Source organism: Paenibacillus taihuensis (assembly GCF_003386535.1).
In the GTDB taxonomy this organism is placed as follows: Bacteria; Bacillota; Bacilli; order Paenibacillales; family Paenibacillaceae; genus Paenibacillus_Z; species Paenibacillus_Z taihuensis.
Genome location: NZ_QTTN01000009.1, coordinates 59,537 through 80,454 on the forward strand (window position 1 = coordinate 59,537; position 20,918 = coordinate 80,454).

16 protein-coding genes and 1 pseudogene are annotated in these 20,918 nt (G+C 52.1%); 5 read left to right on the forward strand and 12 right to left on the reverse strand.

Going from position 1 to position 20,918, the window contains the following annotated elements:
- The first annotated feature begins 7 nt into the window (after positions 1-7).
- The 4 genes from A8990_RS09840 to A8990_RS09855 all read left to right on the forward strand — a co-directional run bounded on the left by A8990_RS09840 (position 8) and on the right by A8990_RS09855 (position 4,396).
- Positions 8-829: a carbohydrate ABC transporter permease gene (locus A8990_RS09840; protein ID WP_116188855.1), complete on the forward strand. Its 822-nt coding sequence runs from the start codon at positions 8-10 to the stop codon at positions 827-829.
- The gene (locus A8990_RS09845) at positions 826-2,586 is read left to right on the forward strand and encodes a glycoside hydrolase family 66 protein (RefSeq protein ID WP_116188856.1); all 1,761 of its coding nucleotides are present in this window, start codon (positions 826-828) and stop codon (positions 2,584-2,586) included. Before A8990_RS09840 ends, A8990_RS09845 begins: the two co-directional genes overlap by 4 nt.
- A gap of 358 nt (positions 2,587-2,944) precedes the next feature.
- Positions 2,945-3,817: a helix-turn-helix transcriptional regulator gene (locus tag A8990_RS09850; protein ID WP_116188857.1), complete on the forward strand. Its 873-nt coding sequence runs from the start codon at positions 2,945-2,947 to the stop codon at positions 3,815-3,817.
- A gap of 174 nt (positions 3,818-3,991) precedes the next feature.
- Positions 3,992-4,396, forward strand: coding sequence for a CBS domain-containing protein (locus A8990_RS09855; RefSeq protein WP_116188858.1), 405 nt, complete (start codon positions 3,992-3,994; stop codon positions 4,394-4,396).
- A 106-nt stretch (positions 4,397-4,502) separates the two neighbouring features.
- On the opposite strand, the gene A8990_RS09860 is transcribed toward A8990_RS09855, so the two are convergent.
- The gene (locus A8990_RS09860; RefSeq protein WP_116188859.1) at positions 4,503-5,306 is read right to left on the reverse strand and encodes a sugar phosphate isomerase/epimerase family protein; all 804 of its coding nucleotides are present in this window, start codon (positions 5,304-5,306) and stop codon (positions 4,503-4,505) included.
- Positions 5,307-5,575: 269 nt separating this feature from the next.
- Here A8990_RS09860 and A8990_RS31490 point away from each other — a divergent pair, with 269 nt between their 5' ends.
- A complete protein-coding gene (locus tag A8990_RS31490) occupies positions 5,576-5,740 on the forward strand; it encodes a hypothetical protein (protein WP_181909494.1) in 165 nt (54 codons plus the stop codon).
- An 86-nt stretch (positions 5,741-5,826) separates the two neighbouring features.
- Here A8990_RS31490 and A8990_RS09865 read toward each other — a convergent pair whose 3' ends face one another.
- The 11 genes and pseudogenes from A8990_RS09865 to A8990_RS09915 all read right to left on the reverse strand — a co-directional run bounded on the left by A8990_RS09865 (position 5,827) and on the right by A8990_RS09915 (position 20,890).
- Complete coding sequence (locus tag A8990_RS09865; protein ID WP_116188860.1) at positions 5,827-7,086, reverse strand: FAD-binding protein; 1,260 nt, start codon at positions 7,084-7,086, stop codon at positions 5,827-5,829.
- 26 nt (positions 7,087-7,112) lie between these two features.
- Positions 7,113-8,693, reverse strand: a complete 1,581-nt coding sequence (locus A8990_RS09870; RefSeq protein WP_116188861.1) for an AMP-binding protein — start codon at positions 8,691-8,693, stop codon at positions 7,113-7,115.
- 182 nt (positions 8,694-8,875) lie between these two features.
- A pseudogene (locus A8990_RS09875) lies at positions 8,876-9,109 on the reverse strand (beta-galactosidase); the annotation flags it as partial.
- A 27-nt stretch (positions 9,110-9,136) separates the two neighbouring features.
- Positions 9,137-10,069 carry a phytanoyl-CoA dioxygenase family protein gene (locus tag A8990_RS09880; RefSeq protein ID WP_116188863.1) on the reverse strand — a complete coding sequence of 311 codons (933 nt, stop codon included), beginning with the start codon at positions 10,067-10,069 and terminating at the stop codon, positions 9,137-9,139.
- A gap of 60 nt (positions 10,070-10,129) precedes the next feature.
- Positions 10,130-11,719, reverse strand: coding sequence for an ABC transporter substrate-binding protein (locus A8990_RS09885; RefSeq protein WP_116188864.1), 1,590 nt, complete (start codon positions 11,717-11,719; stop codon positions 10,130-10,132).
- A gap of 48 nt (positions 11,720-11,767) precedes the next feature.
- On the reverse strand, positions 11,768-12,733 hold the full coding sequence (locus A8990_RS09890; RefSeq protein ID WP_245995930.1) for a carbohydrate ABC transporter permease: 966 nt from the start codon (positions 12,731-12,733) through the stop codon (positions 11,768-11,770).
- A gap of 20 nt (positions 12,734-12,753) precedes the next feature.
- A complete protein-coding gene (locus tag A8990_RS09895) occupies positions 12,754-13,701 on the reverse strand; it encodes an ABC transporter permease (protein ID WP_245995931.1) in 948 nt (315 codons plus the stop codon).
- Between the two features lie 177 nt (positions 13,702-13,878).
- Entirely contained in the window at positions 13,879-15,504 is a 1,626-nt protein-coding gene (locus A8990_RS09900; RefSeq protein WP_116188865.1) for a response regulator transcription factor, read from the reverse strand.
- A gap of 1 nt (position 15,505) precedes the next feature.
- On the reverse strand, positions 15,506-17,287 hold the full coding sequence (locus tag A8990_RS09905; RefSeq protein WP_116188866.1) for a sensor histidine kinase: 1,782 nt from the start codon (positions 17,285-17,287) through the stop codon (positions 15,506-15,508).
- Between the two features lie 255 nt (positions 17,288-17,542).
- A complete protein-coding gene (locus A8990_RS09910) occupies positions 17,543-19,228 on the reverse strand; it encodes an RICIN domain-containing protein (RefSeq protein ID WP_116188867.1) in 1,686 nt (561 codons plus the stop codon).
- Positions 19,229-19,798: 570 nt separating this feature from the next.
- On the reverse strand, positions 19,799-20,890 hold the full coding sequence (locus tag A8990_RS09915; protein WP_116188868.1) for an alpha-L-fucosidase: 1,092 nt from the start codon (positions 20,888-20,890) through the stop codon (positions 19,799-19,801).
- Between the last annotated feature and the right edge of the window lie 28 nt (positions 20,891-20,918).

Sequence of the window (20,918 nt, forward strand, 5' to 3'; positions counted from 1 at the left end):
GCATCCTGTGAAAACCGTATCCACGGCGTTCAAATACGCCATCGTCGCCTTCATCGTCCTTATCGCGCTCATTCCGTTTTACGTGCTGCTTTACTTGGCTCTGAACGCTCCGTCCAGCCATTCGTTCCGCGGCCTCTTCCTCGTGCCGGAATTCCATTTCGCCAACTTCGCAGAGGCCTGGAAGGGCTCGAAGATCGACAAGTCGATCTTCAATTCGCTGGTGATTACGAGCGGGGCGGTTGCGCTGATCGTGCTTGTCTCAAGCAGCGCCGGCTATTCCATCGCCCGCTTCCGGCATAAGGCGAACGCGCTTATCTTCAACACGCTGCTCCTGTGCTTGACCATTCCGGCGATCATCATAACCGTTCCGCTGTATTCGCTGATGAAATCCATTCACGGCATCAATACGCATTGGGCGATGATTCTGCTCATGGCCGCCAATGCGATGCCCTTATCCGTATTCTTGTATTCGAGCTTCATCCGTACGCTCCCCAAGGAGGTCGAGGAATCGGCCATTATCGACGGCTGCACGTATTTCACCGCGTTCTGGCGAATAACCTTTCACTTCGTAAGACCGGTAACTTCGGCCGTCGTCATCTTGACGGGCCTTGGCATTTGGAATAATTACGGGCAGGCGGTCTTCTTCCTGCAAAAGCAAGAGATGCGCACGGTTCCTCTCGCCGTGTCGATGTTCTTCCAGACCTATGGCGCCGAGTGGAACAAGATGGCCGCAACCGCATTGATCGGCCTGCTGCCCGCCGTCGCCGTGTTTCTCGTCTTTCAGAAATATTTCATTAAAGGCATCATGGCCGGAGCGCTGAAAGGATGAATGCGTTGTCCCTCTATCCCCTTCATTTCACGGACGCCTATCCGTTAAAGGCTCAATTCCGCAGCGGCGAGCGAATCAGGCTCGCTGTGGAGCTGGAAACAGACGGAATAGCTGCATCGGGTACATTCGCGCTGCGCGTGAACGTGTACGAACTGCAAACTCTCCGGGAAACGCGGATCTTCCCGCTCATGATCGACGCCTCCTCCCCGCAGCGCATCGAACTGGAGGCGGAAGCCGGCCCCTACGAGTGCGAATTTACAGGCTTCGGGTGCGACCTTGAACTCATCTGCGGTGATGCGATCATCGATTCGCTCAGCACCGCCTTTGACGTGGTCTCCGATTGGCGGAAGGCGACCCGCTATGGCTTCCTGAGCGAATATGAAGCAGGACGCGAAGAGGAAGATGAGCGAAAAGCCAAATGGCTGACCAAGCTCCATCTGAATCTCACCCAATATTACGATTGGATGTACAGGCACGACGACTTGGTAGCTCAAACCGAAACATACACCGATTTGATGGGCAGACAAGTAAGCCTGTCCGCGATCCGTAACAAGCTCACGCTCGGGCGCAAGTATGGCATGAAATCCATCGCCTATGGAGCCGTCTATGCGGCGAGCAAAGCATTCGCGGAGAGAAATCCGGATTGGGGGCTCTATACGAGCGCAGGAGAGCCGTATGACTTCATCGGCATCTTCCGCATCATGAACATCGAACCGGAAAGTCCCTGGCATGCGCACATCATCGGGGAATACGCGAAATCGGTGGCGTTTGGTTTCGATGGCATTCATCTGGATACGTACGGATTTCCGAAGACGGCCTGGTCCCGGCTTGGCGGCGAACAGCGGCTGATCAAGCTGGAGGAGCAATTTCCGGTGTTCATCGATCACACCCGCGAGAAGCTGTCCCCTCTTAACAGCGAGGCTTGCCTGATCTTCAACAATGTCGGCAACTGGCCGGTAAACTCGGTAGCCAAGGCGGATCAGGACGCCATCTATATCGAGGTATGGAAACCGTACGAGCGATATCAGCATTTGCGTGAAATCATCGCGATGGCCCAGACGCTGAGCGGCGGCAAGAACGTCATCCTGGCCGCCTATCTTCAGCCGTTTCGCCTCGCCAGCGAAACGCTCGGCGTGCAAGGGGCGGAGAACGGCCTGCGCCTGCTGACCGCAACCGTAACCGCGCACGGCGCATACCATCTGCTTCATGGCGAGGACGGCGGCATCTTGACGCAAGGCTACTACGTCGATCATTCCCAGCTGCGCGACAGCTTCCGCAGAACGGTCAGAGACTATGCCGACTTCATTGTCCGTTACGGCCATTTGACGCATGACGTGGCATTGCGGGACGTATCGATGACGCATGCGGATTACGACAATATGGAATATGTATTCAGAGGCTTTGCATTCAGCACGTACGGAGAGCCGGGCAAAGTATGGACGATCGTCCGGGAGAAGACGGACGTCAAGCTCATTCATTTCATCAATCTGGCTGGCGTAACGAATGATCTCTGGAACGAAGCGAAGGAAACGCCTGCTGACGTGCAGGGCAGAGAGGTGCGCGTGCTGTGCGATTCCAGCGTGCGGGCGATATTCCTTGTCACTCCCGACCGGGATCAGGGGCGCCCGCTCGCGCTCGAATACCGCTTGGAGACAAGCGATCGGGGCATGATTGCCGTCATCGCGCTGCCTGACCTGCATTACTGGGATATGCTTGTCATTCAATTCGAGGAAGCTTCCAACGTTTCTATTCCATAAACAGTCGCCATACCGGATGACGCCCATCGTATAGGAGAGAAACCCGCGTTTATTAAAAACGCGGGTTTCTTCAGATTGTCGAGAAAAAGGGCCCTGCTCGTAAGGAATATCGCCATACGGCGTCCAGATCAGATACAATCGCTTCGTGCCTCTGCCTATGAAGGTTTATTTTTTCTTCCGGATTGAGTAATTATTCCTTAACTCACGTTCTACCCGTTTCTTCACACCAGCTGTCTCCACGAACCATTCGTAATGGTGTGGAGTAGTTTAGTTGCATAATTGTAGTCTATAATGAGAGATAACCATATAATCGTGATAGTTATGTAGGAAATATTGCTATCTGCGAGGAAGTGCAACAATGAAGCATCTGTTTACGTCGAACAATTTATACAACGCCATTCGAATTCCTGGCATGGAATACGCCAAGAGAGAGTGTGGCTGGGTATATCACGATCATCGTCATTCGTTCTTCGAGTTTCTGTTCTGCATCTCCGGTGAAATCGAGCAGTGGGTGAACGGCCGAATGTACAGGCTGTATCCGGGCGACGCCATCATCATTCAATCTGAAATGGTCCATCGCACGGAGTCGAGCGCCGGCTGCAGTTACTTCGATTTTCACTTCGAGGTGGAGATTAACGCAATCAATATGATTTTTCAGCTGATGACCGATCCGGTGTTCCGCAGCGAAACGCACGGCAGCGTGTCTGTTTGGGTCACGTTGTTTCTAACCCGCTTCGGCGGGCATCTTCAGCAGATGATGACGCGGGAGAACCTTGCGATCATGGAGGAGATGGCGGCATCCGTAACGCAGCTGCAAATTCATTCGAGCCTGCTCGACTTCATCGGCAACCTCGCCTCGGAGCTGATCGCGACGCAGCACCGCGAGCTGCCCGCTTCCGGCGTGAAGCCGTCGCAGATGAAGCTCGCGCGCGAGGCGGCTTACTGGATGGAATACCATCTGCAGACGCCGCTCAACATTACGACGCTTGCCGAGCAGTTGAGCGTACATCGGACGTATTTGCACGAATGCTTCAAGCTCGTCTACGGCATCTCGCCTTCGGTCTACCTGCAGCGTATCCGTATTCGCGAAGCCAAGAAGCTGCTGCAGAACCGGACGATCAGCGTCGAAGAAATCGCCCACACGCTCTGCTACTCGTCGACGAGCCATTTCAGCCACGCGTTCCGCAGCGCCATGGGCATGTCGCCGCAGCAGTTCCGGCAGTTTAGTTGAGTGATTGCGGGGTTCTGAAACATAATATGGGCATTCATCCAATTACAGCCCATGTCGAATGTTGGCGGTTCAAAAGCTACTTAAATTGTTTAAGTAACTATGTAACCCATCGCAAACGATGCTTCCCAATATAGAAAAGCAATTCGATACTACAGCGCAAAGGAGTGCTCAAAAGTGGAAATCAGATCGTTCTTATTGCCGAAAGAAGAGGTGTCATTCCTCACAACAGCCGCGAACATGAGAACAGCCGTCGAGAAGCTGGAGGCTTGCCATTACACGGCCATCCCGCTCATCGATGAAGAAGGCAAATATGTCGGGACATTGTCCGAAGGAGATTTGCTATGGAAGCTCAAGCGCAATCCTGAGCTCAATTTCGATAACATGCACGAGGTAAACATCACCGACGTCAAGAAGCGCATTTACAATGAATGCGTCGCCGTGAACGCTTTGATGGAGGATATGCTCACGCTCGCAGCAGACCAGAACTTCGTTCCAGTTGTCGACGACGACCGTATATTCCTAGGCATCATCCGCCGTCGCGATATTATCGAGTACTACACGCGCAATATTACGGACTAACGGAGTACATCGCATCGCACTCATAGCTCGCATGTAATGAAAAGCAGCTGCCACTTCAAAAGTGACAGCTGCTTTTCGCTTAAATCCCGTTCCGTTACGACTCTGCTTAGCCAGCAGCAAATCTCTTACGCAGCCGCTCTGCCATCCAGCCGCATACATCCCACAAATCCGCGACGGGCTGATTCGTAAACGGCAGCGTATGCATGTACCCCGGAGGGCCGAACTCCGGTGTAATCGTCGTCGATGTGAAGCCTTGCTCGCTTCGTTCCTTCAGAATCGCCGCCCACCAGGCTTCATGCGCGGCAAGCTCCCGGCTGTATTCCGGCGCCCCCGGATGCGGCACTTGCGGTCCTTCCGCATAGCCCACGCGAGCATGAATATGTATCGTTCGCTTGAATGCCAGCTCCAAGTTCTCTTGCTGATCTTCGAGCAACGTCTCGCAGACACAGCACCAGTGGCTGAAGTCCGCTGTAATCTTCAGCTCAGGCAGCTCCCGAAGCAGTCGTGCCGTCGTCCAAGGCGTAAACATCGCGCGGTGGCGGTGCGTCTCATGCCCGATCGGGATCCCGAATTGCCGTTCCACATCAATCGCTTTCTCGAAGAAGCGCAGCTGCTCCGCATCGCTCATGCAGTCCCTTGCGCTGTGCGAAATAATGAGCTCTGGCTTCAGCGCCGCTGCCGCTTCTACGTTAGCAGCGAAGGTCGCCTCGTGATCGAGACCCGAAGATCCGGTCAGCGCTATATAGGAGAGATTATGCTCCTGCAGCAGCTCCAGAAACTCCGCTTGCTCCTCTTTCGGCGGAACTCCGCCTTCCACGCCGGTATAACCGGCCGCTGCTATTTTCGCGATACTTTCTCTCGTGCTGTACTGCTCCATCCCCCATAATGACTTGAATATTCGGATGTTCAACGCTTCTCCTCCTCAGGCATCTAGCTGTTTGCTTCCTTCCAGCTTAGCACCGCCATTCGGGAGCGACCATAAAGCGATGTAGGGTAAACTTTCATATTTGTCGACGAACATGGACAAGGCTAGCTGCGATAGCTGAGAAATCCGCGAAATATGCCTCACCAAAACTAGACATTTTCCACTCTTTTACACCTCTACACCTGGTTGGAAATTCATGTTACGGTTATACATACCACTTCGCCAAACTAGATGATTAAAGGAGAGAGTTACGCATGAGAATGATTTATGAGAATTACAGAGGCTTTCAAATTTACCAGCACGACGATTCGTACAATGCCGTCGCCCCGAACCTTGTCTTCAGTCACAAGCAATTAAGCCAGCTCTTGAACAAAATCGATCTGTATCTCGACAGTCAAGTCCTGCACATTGCGACGTAGGCTTCTGATTTATCCGCTAAATTGTAAGCGTATACAAAATATGAAGGACATGTAAAGCCAGTTACGGCCTTACATGTCCTCTTCTTTCACCACACGTAACGCTCCAGGAAGGCGTTGCGGAACTTCCCTTGCGGATCGCATTTGACAGCCAGGCTTATGAACGCTAGCCGCTTCTCATACAGCGACTTCACCCGCTCCGGCGCCATTGTGAACAGCTTGCCCCAATGCGGACGCGCCTCGTAAGGCTCGAGCGCGGCTTCGATAAGCGGCAGCACGCGTTCAACGGCTTCACCGAGCGGCTTCCATGTAAAATGAATGCCGACGGAGTCTCGTCCGTAGCTAGGGCTCATCCACAGCTGATCGGCAGCCATCGTGCGCACTTCGGAGATATAAAGCAGCGGCGCGATATGCTCCCGCAGCTTGTGTATCGCTTCTAACGCAGCATAAGCATGCTCACGCGGGACAAAATACTCGCTTTGCAGCTCTTCGCCCGCACTCGGCGTAAACTCCATGCGGAAATGAGGCAGCCGCTCGTGCCAAGGTCCACGCTCGCCAAGCTGCTCGCTGCATGGCTCGGCCGAAATGCCCGGCACCGGATGCAGCTTCACGGCAGCCTTGGTCGCCCCGTAGAACTCGTCCTCGGCGCCAGCCGCATCCTCCTCCGCGCCTGCCAGCTTCTTCAACCATACCTGATTGAAACGATCGCTGCTCCAATCGGTGAACAGGCTGACGCTGTACGCGCTCGAGTACACATCGTCGAACCCGCGCTCCAGCCTAGCGAGCGACAAATTTTCATACAAGTGCTGGCGAATGTCGAAGCTTGGCATAATGTCGAGCGTCAGCTTCGACACGACGCCAAGCGCCCCGAGTCCGACGATTGCTCCGTCCGCCTCGGGCTGCTCTCCCCGCACGAATTGGACCTTTTCCCCGTTCGCCGTAACAATCTCCATGGAACGAACGACTGTCGCAAGGTTACCGTTGCGGTCCCCGGAACCATGCGTCCCCGTCGCACAAGCGCCGGCAATCGTAATATGCGGCAGCGATGCAAGATTGTGCAGCGCGAAGCCGTTCTCATGCAGGAGACCGGCTAGTTCTCCGTACCGAATTCCACCCTCCACGGTGACTGTCCCGTTAGCCCGGTCCAGCTCCAGCACGCGGTTCATCTTCTTGAGCGAAACCAAGCTGCCATGCGTATCGGCAATGCGATTAAAGGAATGGCGCGTACCAAGCCCCCTCACTTGTTCCCGGCCAGCAACCCACTCCTGCAGCTGTTCTTCATGTTCGGGCTCGAACAGCTCTGCAGCGCTAAACTTGAAATTCCCCGCCCAATTGCGTTCCTCTTGCATCGTATGCTTCACTCCAATCATGTTCGTTATCGCGTCAAATATAAGATTTTATCCAAACTTCTCGCCTGCTCGGTCAGCTGGACATAATTCGTCTTTCCGGTACCGAGAATCGGCACTTCGGACAAGTGGTGCACTTGAGCAGGGATATGGAGCGAGGAGACCTGCTGCTCTTTCATATATTTCCTCAACTGGCTGAGGTCCGCATCTTCCTTGGTCGAGAACAGAACGATGCGCTCGCCCTTCTTGCTGTCAGGGATTGCAACCGCGTAGAATCCGGCATGCTCGAAGCAGCTGCTTGCCAGCTTCTCGACACGACCTAATGCGACCATCTCACCGGCAATCTTCGCAAATCGCTTGAGCCGCGATTGAATCGAAATAAACCCTTCATCGTCCACCGTCACCACGTCTCCGCAGTCATGCCAGCCATCACACGGTACGAACCCTTTGCCATGAATGAGATAGCCCTTCATAACGTTCGGCCCTTTCACGACAAGCGTTCCGCCCGTTGCAATGCCCTCGACCGGGTTAATTCGATATTCCATGCCCGGCGCCAATCTGCCCACCGTTCCCGGCTTGCGGACATCCGGCGTATTCGTCGAAATAACGGGAGACGTTTCCGTCACGCCATAGCCTTCGTAGATATGAATGCCGAATCGATCCTGCCACAGCTTCGCGACTTCTTCCTTCAGCTTCTCGGCGCCGGCAATAACGAGGCGAAGTGAAGCAAGGTCGCCGTCATTCGCGTTCGCGCCATAGCCTTCGAAGAACGTGGACGTGCCGCATATAATGGTTGCTTTGGTCTTCCGAATCGAGCTCGGGATCTCTCTGTAGTGCAGCGGGTTCGGGTACAGATAGACCGGCAAATCGTTAACTGCGCCGAGCAATACGAGCAGAAGTCCAAAGCAGTGGAACATCGGAAGCGCGTTAAAAATAATATCATTCGTCGTAAAATGAACAATCGAGAGCATCTGATTCACGTTCGCATACAGATTATCATGCGTTAACACGACGCCCTTCGGCTTGCTCTCCGTACCTGACGTAAACAGAATGATCTCATTCGTTTGGTGCACAGCCCTCTTCTTCAGCGCATACTGAAGCAGCCCGTTCAACTTGTGCATAATGGTGATCTTCTGCTGAAGGTCCTCTAAATAAATAAACTCAATCGATGAGGACAGATGCTTCACGATCCCGTCCAGGCCGCCTTTCTCGATGAAAGCGCGGGAGGTGATGACCTTCTTCACATTCGCTGTCGCACAGCAGTCTGCAATCGACTCGGCACCCATGGAGAAATTAAGCATGCAAGGCGTAACGCCGATTTTGAACAGGGAAAATAAAGTGACGACATTGCCGATGACGTTCGGCATCAGCACGCCGATCTTATGCTGCCCTTCCAGACGCTCCGACAGAAGAGCGCTTACAACTTGAATGGAAATAAGCAGCTTCTTATACGTGACTTTGCCGAGTGGATCTTCAATTATAGTCGTCTTTCTCCCTCTGTCTGCAGCAGCGAGAAGCTCATTGTATAAATTGACGTTGCGCTTGCTTCCCATACGGGCGCGAAACGCGGATTCAATAATAGCTGGATCGGAATAGGAAGCTTGATGCATGTAAGATAACCCCTTCTCTATAAATAAACAATAAACCAAGAACAACGTATTCGCGAAATAGACCGAAAATCCTTCACAAGTTAGACAAAAAAGACTGGAAATGATCGGTTTCGATCTTCCCAGTCTCTCGGCTATCGATTATTGGAGGGAGTCGGATAATAATTGACCGCTCCCAGCGGCCTTTATTCGGCATAATAATGTCCACTGTTCGGCACGATCGGCACATCGATGCCAAGCCGTCTTGCCCTATCGAGCAAGCGCATTATGTACGGCTTGTTCCCATAGCCGAACTCGTTCTCGACCTGCCATAGAATCGTATGCCCGCACTCAGTTATCTGCGCGCCCGCAAGCATGGGTGTAATTTCATCCAGCCACCGCTCCAGGTAAGCGAGATACATAAGGTCGCTCTTTCGCGTCCGCGTCTCTTTGCCTTGCCGTCACGTCTACCCGTCATGAACAATCCCCTTCAATGCCTGACGTACGCTCAGTTCCAGCGGTGAATATCCTCGCTCATCCCCCCGATTCAAGTTCATTCGTTCCTTCAGCGGCGTTGTTCGATTGCACATGAAACGAGGTACGCGGTTATGGTTCTGCGATGCGGTATGGTACAGGAAGGGATGGCAGAGGATGACGTCGCCAGGCGAGCCGGTCGTTTCAACCACGCGCAAGCGTATGCCATCCGCATCGGTGTGCCACGTATCCATAAACCGCTGAACGCGATCGGCCGCCGATGCTTCCCCGCTTCCCGGCTGTTGTCCCGTCAACTCGCTTAAGTAAGGATGCCGGATATTCAGCGCGTCAATAGCGGCTTGAGATTCAAGCCCTTCGGGATGCTCCGCCAAGAACCGTGCGACCAGCTTATGCGAGCCTTCAAGGACAAGCGTGCCGCCGCCCCGCGGAGCAATATCGGAGAAGAGGCAGAGACAGAGCAGCCCCTGATCAGGACTGTCTACATAGTGCCGAAAATGAATGCCGTCCCAATGCCAGCCTTCAGTCGGGACCGTCCAATCCTTCTCGGCGCCAAGGGCGAAGTTGACCGGCCACCAGCCCCACGTCGAGCGAATCTCATCGATGCCGTATATGCCCTTATCCGTCCAGCGGTCCTTGCCGATCAAATCTTCGATCGCACTGGCCATCCGCAGCGTATTGCACTGGTCGAATTCGGGACTCCGGTAAGCCTCTTGGATGTATATCATCGGAGTCATCCAAGTAGACCGATCCGTTTGCGCAATCCCTCTCTCCTCGAGCTTGCTCCATAGAAACTGCTGGCAAGCGAGCGCCAGTTCCCGGGAGAACGCTTGCTCCACCTTCACCCAGCCAAGCTCCTTGAATTGTTCAATCTGCTCATGGCTAAGCACCTGCTCCTCATTACGCATCGAAAACCCTCCTTGGTATGAATAAGGCCAACGCTCAGCAGAGCGTCAGCCTTATTGGAATTATTTATTGTTCGCTTTGACCCACTCGTCGAGCTGCTTCTGCTTCTCGGCGATGATTTTATCCACGCCAATCGACTTCAGCTTATTGATATATTTCGGCAGGAAGTCATTCGGATCTACTGTTCCGCTGAACAGGGCTGGCTCAAATTCCTTCTTCGCATTGTTGAATGCGGCGATTTCATTCTTCACCGGCTCTGGATTGAACACGAACCCAAGTACGCTCGCCTTCTCCGCGGATTCGTTGAACTTCTTGAAGTTATCCCATTTGTTCGGATTCTCATTCGCCCAAAGATAGTCGTTGAACTGGTTGCCGAACATCCAAGCGCCGTTCAGCACATAGCCGGATGAATTCGCATCGACGCCGTCCGGGAAGTCAATGATGTTATCGCTCTTCTTCACGAAATGCTTGCCTTCAATGCCGAATGCAATCAGGTTGACCAAGTATTTGTCCGTATACAGAAGATTCAGGAACATCATCGCGCGATCCGGATCTTTCGACGTTCTGGAGATCGATGTCATCGAGCCTGTCGTATCCGCCGTACGAACGATCGGCTTCGTCAGCTCCACCTGTACCCATTGCACGCCGCTGGCCAAGCTGTCTTCCGCATCTTTGCCCGGCTTCAACTGCTGTACGTACGAAAATGCTTTACCTGCCTTCAGCGCGCCGGAAACATCCGCAGCCGTTGCTGCATCCTTATTCACGTAGCCAGCCAGGAACCATTTGCGAGCCAGATCGAGCTCAGACTTCACTTGCGGCGACTCAATGCTGGATACGACTTTGAAATCATTCGCTCCGCGTACGACCGAGCCCGGACTTGCGTCTCCCAAATCTTCAAAGTTCATCGGATTGAAGATCCAATCTACACTTGTATCTTTGTTCAAGTAGAGCGGAACAACGCCTGGCTCTTTATCCTTAATCATTTGATAGATCGGCTCTAAGTCTTCGACCTTCTTAATCTGCGTAATATCGATCTTGTACTTGTCTACCAAATCCTTGCGCAGCATGACGCCTGCCTGGCTCGCAAGCTCTTTATTGATCGGAATGCCATAGCTGCGGCCATTCACTTTGGAGCCTTCCAGCAGTGCCGGATTAATGATGTTCTTCAGATCCGGCGCGTCTTTTTCGATCAGGTCAGTCAGATCGATAATGTTGCCTTGCTGGATCTTCGTGCCGAAGTTATCCCAGTTCATCGTCTGAAGCAGGTCAAACTGCTCGCTCGAAGCAAACTTCAAGTTCACTTTATCCTGCCAGCTTCCCCAATCAATGACGTCGAGCTCGAATGTCGCGTTGATTTTATCCTGCAAATATTTGCTTATCTCATCGTTAACCAGCTTTAAGTCCTTCGGCACCGCGCCTGCCGGAACGACCATCTTCAACTTGTATGGCGCCAGCTCCGGCTTCGTGTTCTCCGTCGTTGAATTGGCAGCGGCATTATTATTCGTCGTTGCGGCCGCGTTTTGCTGCGTATCATTGGCTGGCTTCTGGTTGCTTGCATTTTGCTCTTTCGAATCGCCGCAGCCCGATAATACGACCGATGCGGATACGAGAGATGCGACAAGGAGTGGAACGGCTTTCTTCATTTTCTTCATGCTAACCCTCCTGATTATATTTATCTATGCTAACTAGCTCTGCTAGATTTAGCCCTTTACGGCACCTACCGTTAATCCTTTGACGAAGTATTTCTGGAAGAACGGATAGGCGAACACCATCGGTCCCGTGCCGACTATGCACATGGCCATGCGAACCGATTCGTTCGGTAAATTGGCTATCTCCGTAGAGCTAGGGCCTGAGCCCGCCTGAGCGTTAGCCAGCAGAAATTGCAGGTTCATCAATACTTTGTACATCATGTACTGGAGGTTGATAATTTCGTCGTTGTTAATAAAGATCAAGCTGTTATACCAGCCGTTCCAGTAGCCAAGCGAGTAGAACAGGCCGATCGTGGCGAAGACCGGAAGCGATAACGGCGCGATAATCTGAACCAGTATTCGCCCCTCGCTCGCCCCTTCCATCGTTGCGGATTCTATGATAGAGGGATGAATCGTCGTTTGGAAGAACGTTCGCATAATAATGACGTAGAAGGCGTTCATTAACAGCCCCGGAACAATCAAGGCGAGAAGCGTATCCTTCATCTGCAGCACGTTCGCGTACATCAAGTACCACGGCACAAGGCCGCCGCTGAAGATCATGGTGAAGAAGATGAAGAACGAGAAGATGCCGCGAAAATGAAAGTCTTTCCTCGATAAGGGATAAGCGAACAGCGCAGTCATGATTAATCCGGCAGCCGTGCCCGCAACCGTCGTGAGGATCGAGATGCCATAGGCCGTTAGGATGCTGTGAATATCGAACCACAAATACTTGTATGCGGACAAGCTGAATTTCAACGGAATTAACTTATAGCCATGCAGCGCGATCGATTTCTCGTCCGAGAACGAGACGCTGATTACGAGCAAGATCGGCAGGAGACAAAGACAACCGTAGATGATGAATAATCCGTTGAGAATAAAATTGGTCTGTGGCGAGACAGCCAGCACGTCTTTCTGCTTCCTTCGTGCGGTAGACGACCGGTCCTGCAGCGGGTAGCTCGCCGAAGTTGTTGTTTCCAAGCTGCTTTCCCTCCTGTTCTTCAAAAGAGTGCGTTCTCTTTATCTATTCTGCGAACGACGAAATTCACGCTGACGACGAGGACGAATCCGACAACCGATTGATACAGGCCTGCTGCCGAGGACATCCCTGTGTCGCCTAACCGAAGCAAAGCCCGGTATACGTAAGTATCAATAACGTTGGTGGTCGAGTATAAGGCGCCTGCATCGAGCGGCAGCTGATAGAACAAGCCGAAATCCGCGTTCAGGATATGGCCGATTGCAAGCAAGGTCAGAATAATCATCATCGGTCTGATCGAAGGCAGCGTGATGTTCCGAATCAACTGCCACTTCGTCGCGCCATCTGTTATGGCCGCTTCATAGTACTCCTTGTCGATGCTGATGATTGCGGCGAGATAGATGACGATGGAGTAGCCGACATTTTTCCAGATATACACGATCGGCAGGATGAACGGCCAGTACTTCGGCTCGCTGTACCAAGAGATCGGGTCGATCCCAAGCGGCGCTAGGATGATCGTATTGATGAAGCCGAACTCTTGGCTGAGCATGGAATAGCCCAGATACCCGACGACGACCGCTGACAGAAAGTAAGGCAGGAACATGACGCTTTGATAGAGATTGGAGAAGAACCGGTTCCTCAGCTCGTTGAGCAGTATCGCGAAGGTCACTGCGCTGACCAGCGTCAGCACGATAAATACGAGATTGTAGAGAATCGTATTGCGCGTAATGACCCATGCGTCGCTCGAGTTAAACAGGAACTTGAAGTTATCGAATCCAACCCAAGGACTCTTCCAGTAGCCCAGCGCATAATTGATGCTCTTGAAGGCGACGACTGATCCAAGCATCGGAATATAGTTATTTATGATTAAATAAATAACTCCAGGTGATAGCATCAACAATAAATAGCGGTTTTGATAGATTTTTCTCATCAGCGACGTTCGATTTCGATTTGTAATGGGTTTATCTCCCATTAAGCACACCTGCTTTCTCGTTGATCTCTTCTGTTAGCTTTATTATAAATTGGCTGAAATGCGCTTTCTACGAAATGGAATGACATCAATACGGTTATTGTGACAGCTATAAAGAAACAAATAAGCCTTCCGATGAGCTGTAATGGCTTCGCTCACCGAAAGGCTTGTAATCCGTGCTTATTTATCCAGCATATGATATCGCTTGCGATATTCTTGCGGATGGACGCCAACTTGCTTCTTGAACACTTTGCTGAAATGCGAGAAATTGTCGTAGCCCATCGCTTCGCAGATTTCGCTGATCTTCATATCGGATTCCACGAGCATAATCTTCGCATGATTCATTTTGGCGCCAATAATATAGTCCATTAACGTCTGTCCGGTCTCCTTCTTGAACAGCCTGGACAGATACGCCGAATTCAGATGGACATGGGAAGCGATCCCTTCGCGCATGACGTCCTTGATATTCGACCCGACATACTGCTTGATTTTCTCGATGATCGCCGAGTTGTCCATCCGCTTCTCCTGCATATAGGCGATGCCGGCGGAAATAACGCGCTCAGCCCACTGCTTGAAATTGGCGATAGAACGGGTTGCGGACGCATCTCCAAGCCACTTTCCTGTCCCCAGCATCTCTGCTGCCGATCGCCCGCGTTTGTGGGAGATCTGATAAAGCATATGTACGATCGAATGGTAGAGCGCGTTGATCGTCTCTACAGCGATGACCTGATCCTCATGCAGCTCAGCCAGGACGGCGTCCAGCCGCTTAAGCAGCTCCTCCTTCTTCCCGAGCTCGAACAGGACGACCCAATCCGCGCTGTCCATGTGTACAGGCGCCTTCGCCGGATTAGCCGACGGAGCGGCCAGCTTCTCTTCCTGGAACTGAACCGCCTTCGTATGAACAATATTGCGCGCCTCCAGCTCCAGCAGCGCATGATAGCTGCCGGGCAGCTCGCCAATATAAACAGGCTTGCCAATGTAGCAGGATAAGCTGCAATAGAATAGACGCGAGCAGGCATCGATATAAGCTTCACAGTTCGCTTGCAATTCTTCTTGCCCGGCCTCGGCATCGTCTGTCAAATAGAGGAGAACGAACAGCAAGCCGTTCCGATCCTGAATGACATCGCCTGCACGGACGTTCAGCAATAGCTCGGCAGCTGCGTTGCGCAGCGCGTACTCCATAATCTCTTCATCGCGCAGATTGAATTCCTTGCTCCACATCTCCACACTAAGCAGGATCGGCAAAATCCATGTATCCGGATCGAACGTGATATTATAAGCCGGGAGCTGCTGCTGCAAATTATGCGCGGTCGGAATAAGCCGCTGTGCGAGTACATCCTGCCAGAAGCGCTCGGTCAGCAGGGGGCGCTGCTTCTCCCACAGCTTCTCATAGGTATGAAACCGCTCGTCGAACTGCTCGACCTTCCGCACCTCTTCCACCCGCTCCTGAACCTTTACCATAACCGTCTTCAGCTGATCATAATTGACCGGCTTCAATAGATATTCAAAGCTGCCGAGGCGTACGGCCTGCTGCGCGTAGGCGAAGTCCGCATGTCCTGTCAGGAATACCGGAACGATCGACGTATTCTGCTCTCTGACCCAGCCGACCAAATCCAGCCCGTTACTGTCCGGCATCTCGATATCGCATAACAGCACATCGATGCTCTGCGCTCGAATAATCTCCATCGCCTCATCTGCATCACAGGCGCTGAACACCTCGCTGTAGCCCAAGCTGCTCCAATCGATCCCTTTCAATAAGGCTTTGATCGCGTACACTTCATCATCCACGATGAGCAACTTATACATGTTAGAGCTCCCCCTGTTCTTCGAACGTCGACTGCTTCGGAATGATTAATCGAACGATGGCCCCTTTCTCGGCACCATTCTCGAACAGAATACGGAACTCGCTACCATACTTCATGCGCAAGCGGTGGTGCACGTTCCATATTCCAAGATGCTTGTCGCCCGAGCCGCGGCCTTCCGCGTATTGACCAGCTTGGAACTGCTGCAGCTTATCAGGAGGGAACCCTTTGCCGGTGTCGCTGATGCCTATTTCATAGCAATCCGGCGACTGGTCTGAATCCTTCACCGTAATATGGATCTGAAATACCGCTTTGCCGCGATCCATACCGTGAATGACCGCATTCTCCACGAACGGCTGAACGATTAACGGGGAAATGCTGCCCCCTTTGTACATATCTGGAATGTCGATCTGATAATCCAATTTATCCGGGAACCGAAGCTTCTGGATCTCCAAGTAGTTTCCTATATGCCCGACCTCTTCCGCAAGCGTGATGGAATCCCGATGGGAACGCGTGATGAAGCGGAAGTAATCGCCCAAGTGCTCGGTCATCTTCTGCACGAGAAAATTCTCCTCCAGCACCGATAGACTAAAAATAATATTTAGAGAGTTCAAGTAGAAATGCGGGTTAATCTGTGCTTGCAAATGATTGAATTCCGCCTTCTGCGCCCGCAGCATTTCCTCGTACACGTTGATTTTCAAGCTTTGAATTTGCGATGCCATCTTGTTGAACGTATCGGACAGGAACGAGAACTCCTTGGTCGAATGATCGCCTATCCTTACGTCCAAATTCCCTCTGCCGATGCTCTGCATCCCTTTGATAAGAATATTCATCGGCTGCAGCAGCACGTTCTTCACAAACAGCAGATAGAACGCGAGAATGACGATCAGGCCAATCGGAAGCAGATAGAGCAAGCGTTGAAAATAGAGCAGCTTCTGCAGGACGACCTTCTCCGGAATGAAGACAGCCAAGCTGATCGGCGCATAATGGAATGGAAGGCCGACGAGCATATATTTGGTCTTGCCGGACGACTTCGTGAACGAAACGTACTTCGTCTCGCTGCGATCCAGCTTCTGTACGATCTCATTCACATTGTCTGCGGATAACGAGGTCTGAATGAGCGATTCTCCCTTGCTCGACATCAGCAGCAGCTCCTTGCCGCTGCTCCCGAAGTTGGATTCCCTGATCGGCTGAATCAAGTTATCGATATCAATTAATGCGCCGACGTAGAGCTCCCGGTTGACTTCCTTCGGGCTGATCTGCATGGCGCGCACCAGATAGTGCTTCTTATTCCACGAAGTGACCGTCCAGTTCTGCGTATCCAAGTCGTCCTTGTGCTGATCGAAGAACGAGAATAAGACGCCGTCGAACTCCTGAGACTCTTCATAGCTCTTCTTCACGCTGATCATGTCGTTATATTTTTTCGAATAGACGAAGAAAGTTTTGATGCCCTTGTACGCGCTGAGGTCGTCATCGAACTTGCGCAGCAGCCACTGCTTCGCCATGAAATAATCGCCGCTGTCCTGCGAATATAAAGTAAGCGGTACCAAATTCGTATAAGAGAAATCGCTGCTTCCCAGCCGGAGAATATAGTTATTCGTTTCCGCAAGCGTCTGATCAATGGCATTCACCTGCGTCTCGAGAAAATTATAGTAGGATTGGGACACCTCGGTCCGAACGACGTTCATCGAATAGAAGTTATTATAGAACAAGAAAAAAATCATAGGAGTCGTGACGATGAAAAAGCCGAGTATGAGCTTGGAACGCATTGTTTTTTTCTGGTTCATTAAGCAACCTCTCTCTGCCGCGAATCAATCGATCAGCATTCCAAATTGTAACCCGACTCCCAAGAGCCTGTCGATACTTGGAAACGGCATTCTCTGGATTCAATTTCCATCATAAAGGAAGAGCATAGCGCCAAAATACGAATTGCCATGACATCATTACGGTTTTTATCACCAGTTTGGCTCGCAGCTTTCCCTGGTGTAAAAAAGCCGCTGTCCTGCTGCATGGAGGCAGCAAAACAACGGCCAAAGTCACGATTATTTTACATAAACGCGGAAGTAATCCAGCGCGAATATGGACGGGAACGGCGTCGTTCCTGCCGTTGGCGCGGAGTTCGGCGAGCCGCCGATCGCGAGGTTAATGAGCACCTCCGGATCTGGACCATACCAAGTGAAATTCGTGAATTTCACCATTGTATTGTCGACCCACTTCTGAATGTTGCCTTCCTTCCAAATAAGCGTATACGTATGATAATTGTTAGCGAAGTCGAAGCCCGGATGCCATACCCACTGGTTCGTCATGATGCTGTAGTAATCCGTGCCGATGCCGTCGCCGTGATCGAATCCGGTCCAGTCGTTCGTATTCTGGGTCGGGGAGTTGAAATACTCGAAAATATCGATTTCCGAAGCCGTCGATCCCGCTCCGCCCGGCGAATACATCCAGAATGCCGGCCAGGTGCCTGCGCCAGTAGGAATCTTCGCACGCAGCTGGAAGATATACGTTTTTCCGTCGCGAGGATAGAACGTATCCTTCGTTACGATTTGTCCGCTGCTGATGCCGCCATTCGAAATACCGCCCATATTCGGAACCGCTGTCAGCTCCAGGGTATTGCCGGTCAAGTGATGGTTCGTGTCGTTAATCGGCTGGTACCTCTGCCACTCATTATTGATTACGGTCGTTCCGGCTACGCCGTACGGTTTGAACGAATTGGACAGCGAAGTTAAGCTGTTTACGCCCCGCTTGGTGCCGAACGAGTAGTCTCTGTACAGGCTGTAGCCGGTCAGATCCGGCCCTGCATACGGATAAACTTCCATTTCATAGAGAGAGTATCCGTATACCGTCGCACGCTGTACGCCTAGCATACGAACGTATCTAGCGCTAACTGCAGGGAAGCTCACTTCCTCGGTGCCGCCCGTGCCTAGCGTCGTCGAGTATACATCCGTCCACGCCGTCGCGTTGTTCGATACTTGGATTTTGTAGCTCGTCGCGTAGGCCGCTTCCCACTTCAGCACGACCCGGTTGACTGTCTGCGCGGAGCCGAGGTCCACATAGACCCATTGATTATCGGAGAAGCTGCTCGACCAGCGCGTGGTCGCATTGCCGTCCGTCACGTTCGAAACCCCATACGTCGCCGCTTCTGTCGAGCTCGCCGTCGCTGTTTTGCCTAAGGCCAGATTATTCGCTTCCGGAGCCGACAAGTTAACGAGCTTCCACTTCTGACCGACGGTTCCCCAGTCCGTCCAGATCTGCACATTCGTTCCATCCGCCTGTCCCCCGCCGTTCACATCAAGCACTTTGCCGCTGTTAGGGTTGATAATCTTCACCGTGCCATCGGAATTCGGGCTGACCGTCCATTTCTGAGCGCCGGTTCCATTATCCGTATAGATATCAACATTGGTGCCGTCTGCCGTGCCGGCGCCTGCTGCATCCAACGCTTTGCCGCTGTTCGCGGCGAGCAGCTTGAACGTTCCATCTCCATTCGTGACGAGCTTCCAGTGTTGTCCCGTCTGCCCGTTGTACGTCTTGATTTGCACATTCGTGCTGTCAGCAGTACCTGAGTTTGCAACGTCGAGCACCTTGCCGCTGTTCGGGTTGACCAGCTTGTAAACCTCGCCGGAAACTACAGGATCTGCTTGTGCTACCGGGAACCCGATGACTGTCATGGCTACGATTAACAAAGAAACAATAAACAGAGATTTCTTGCTGCTCTTCAATTTGCGCATAAATCAATTATCCTCTCCTTTGTTATGTAATCGCTTGCAAAACGTATTATAGAGGAGCACCAATGACGAAGATACGGAAAACTGTGACACGATTAACGTTATTATCACAGATCGTGCGCTGCACGCAAAGAAACCACCGATCAGGTCGGTGGTTTAGGATGTCGGATAAGCTCTGGGCATCGGTTTAGCTATTAACACCTTTTATCGAAAACCAGTGCAGAAGCTGAGAAGCCGAGAGCCGTACCAGGGTATAGTGGAAAAATCCATTATCAGACGGCACCGCGCGGATCCTTATTCAATCCTTCCTGCTCTACCTGCTTTTAACGAATTTGAATAGGTGTAAATAGTCACTTATTGGTAAAGATTGCGAGGTTTCGATTGATATAAGTGCCAATATGCACTTATTCTTTACCCAACTCGGCAAAATCGCCCATGTGGCTCCAAATAAGTGTATTTTCGCACTTATTTACGAGGTTTGAGGTGAATCCGCCTCCGATAAGTGCATATTTGCACTTATGGCGGAACTCTACCCTCTCCCCAAATGGCAACTTTTGCTTGCGGTAAAGTGGGCTATGAAATCACCGCTACCCGCACCACAAAGTTATCTCCATACGGATACCCTGTCGCATGGAAACAGAGCAGACCTGAGTCCGCATCATGCGTGAACGCCAGTTCCTCATTATTATCGAGCCAGCGCACGCTGGAAACCGGTGCAGTCACATCCATGAATACCCTTGGCCCGACTCCGCCTACGGCTGCAGTGACATTCGCATGGCCATCGATCGTTAGATCATGGACGAACAGATACGTCTTGCCGTCATCCGTTTCCAGCGCAAAATTACTACCTTGCCCTTGAACACGGCTTGGCTTGCCATCGTAGATGAGCTGGCCGTACATTTCAATCCAATCCCCGATGACTTCCAGCGTCGCTTCTTGCAGCTTCGATATCCGTCCGCCAGCCTGAGGACCGACATTGAGCAGGTAGTTCGCTCCAACCTTGCGGCAAGCAGCCAGATTGGCGATCAGCTCGCCTGTCGATTTGTTCGAGAAATCATGCCGACCGAAGCCCCAGTGGCCATTGATGGTCTGGCACATTTCGGCGGAGACGTACTTGCTCATGCCTTCGCGGTTCATCGGTTCGGGGCGTCCCTGTTCGAACGTCACGCTAAGTCCGCCGATCTCCCCGTAATGCGTGCACAATACTTCGACGGATGCCCGCAAATATTCCAGGTAGCCGTCGAAATCGTCCTTGAAGCTCGGCTGGTACCAATCGAGTGTCGTATGGTAGAAGAACGGCGTGATGCCCTCTTCCCTGCAGCCCTTCACAAACTCCGCAATCAAGTCCCGTTTCGCCGCGCTGTGCGGCGCATCATAATCGGATAGCCCGCGCGTGTCATATAGCGAGAATCCATCATGGTGTCTCGTCGTCAATACGATGTACTTCATGCCGGCACGCTTGGCCATTCTCGCAATTTGCCCTGCATCGAATTCATCTGCCGTAAACGTATCCTTTAACCGGGCATACTCTTCCATCGGGATATTCTTCAAATGCTGCACCCATTCGCCCTGCCCAAGCTGGGAATAGAGCCCCCAATGAATGAACATCCCGAACGCTTGCTTCTCGAACTTCGCCACTCGTGCCGATGGGACCGGAATCGCCATAATGGAATGCATCTCCTCTATACTTGTT